General features: G+C 39.1%; 2 protein-coding genes and 1 pseudogene. 2 read left to right on the top strand and 1 reads right to left on the bottom strand.

The features are described 5' to 3' along the window. On the bottom strand, positions 1-934 hold a 934-nt coding region (locus tag AC52RT_RS02790; protein ID WP_495539340.1), incomplete at its 3' end, for an alpha-amylase family glycosyl hydrolase. Positions 935-1,155: 221 nt separating this feature from the next. On the opposite strand from AC52RT_RS02790, the gene AC52RT_RS02795 reads away from it, so the two are divergent. Together AC52RT_RS02795 and AC52RT_RS02800 are read left to right on the top strand one after the other, a co-directional pair. Next, positions 1,156-1,341, top strand: coding sequence for an SE1832 family protein (locus AC52RT_RS02795; protein WP_040374674.1), 186 nt, complete (start codon positions 1,156-1,158; stop codon positions 1,339-1,341). A gap of 108 nt (positions 1,342-1,449) precedes the next feature. Next, a pseudogene (locus AC52RT_RS02800) lies at positions 1,450-1,545 on the top strand (hypothetical protein); the annotation flags it as partial. Between the last annotated feature and the right edge of the window lie 179 nt (positions 1,546-1,724).

Raw genomic sequence — 1,724 nt, forward strand, 5'->3', positions numbered from 1 at the left:
CGTTCACTAATTGACCGTTATGGTATCGAAAATAATAACCTGGCACTAGTTTGTTAAAAGAAGAGTCCTCAACCGAATAAATATGATTGTAAACCACATCCATAATCACTCGTAAACCTTGATCATGAAAGGCTTGAATCATCTGCTTCATTTCTTTAATTCTTGTTTTCGGATCGAAGGGATTTGTTGCATAGGAGCCTTCTGGGGCATTGAAATGATTGGGATCATACCCCCAGTTATATTGTAAAAGTTCTAAATCTGCTTCATCGACTGTTGCATAATCAAACATCGGCAGCAGCTGTACATGTGTAACACCTAAGCTTTTAATATAATCAAGCCCAGTATCCATACCTGTTGGTCCTGTCGTCCCTGTCTCGGCTAATCCTAAATATTTTCCTTTATGAACAATTCCGCTTTCCGGATGAATGGAAGCATCACGAATATGAAGTTCATAAATAATCGTGTCCATCACAGAAGAATGCTGAGGCTTTTCAGTCGACCAATTATCAGGATTCGTAGTCATAAGATTGACTACGACCCCCTTATCACCATTAACCGTAACCGCACGTGCATACGGATCAACGACTTCATTCCACTGTTCATTACTTCTTATTTTATAGGTATACACCAAGCCGTCCTGGTCACCATCTAACTTCGCTGCCCACGTTCCCTTCTCAGAACGTTCCATTATCAATTCTTTCCCGCTTTCTTCCTCTTGTTCGTATAGTACTAATCTTACTTCAGCTGCAAGCGGCGCCCATAAACGAAAGACAGTTGCCTGTTCATGATACCGATTTCCTAAGTCCTGACCATCATAATAAAAGAGGCGGTCAATTTCCTCTGCGGTGCTCCTTTTCTCTATATATGAGTGCTGGTTAATATGTTCGATAACGAAGACCTCCTTCGACAAATTTCCCGTTATACTTTTTTCCACATTTCCAGCATTTTCAAACAAGACAATGAGCGAATGTTAGGATCGTTACTCTAAATAAGCTTATGTAAGATGAAAGCAGCATATTCACATCCATGCTCCATAAGTAACAGGTAAATGAATTTTCGGAAAAATCTAATATGATGTTTAAAAAGCCTCTCTCTCTCATTCACAAACCATCTTTTTTATGGTATGAATAGAGAAAAGTAAAAGGAGATGTCAAGATGAATAAGGAAACCCTCGACTATAAAATCGCTGACGTCAAAGCCGAATTCGTACGATTACAAGATGATATGGAAAAATTAGATTCTGTAAATGGAAACAGCGGCCCAATTGAAAAACAACTAGACAGGCTTCAAGACGAGCTAAAAGCCCTCTATCAGCAGCGATTAGATTTAGATGAAGAATAAACTTCACCATGATCGATAAAATAAGTGCTGAGCTAAAAAGAATAGAAGAACTCTATCAAGTAATAATGTGAATCCGGAAACCGTGCCTTCGGGTTTCCTTCCCCAGATAGTGACTATGATGTGCGCTTCATTTATCTTCATACAAAAGATTGGTGTTCAGATCATCCATTATTTCATCGAAAAGGAACTGGGTGCATTAAGTAGGAACACAGCAACAACGGCGACTTACATGAAGGATTCGACTGAACTCCTAAACAACCTATTTAGAGATCCTCTGAATGAGGTCTGGTGCCTTCCCTAATCATAAAAAAACAGCTCACATAATCTGTGAACTGTTTTCCTAACTTATTTTAACGCTTCGTGAACCTTTAGCTGTTTGCCTT

It is taken from the genome of Peribacillus sp., assembly GCF_059453735.1.

What these genes read in the sequence shown, in the direction of transcription:
- AC52RT_RS02795 (WP_040374674.1), top strand. Translation starts at nt 1,156, where the DNA reads ATGAATAAGGAAACCCTCGACTATAAAATCGCTGACGTCAAAGCCGAA.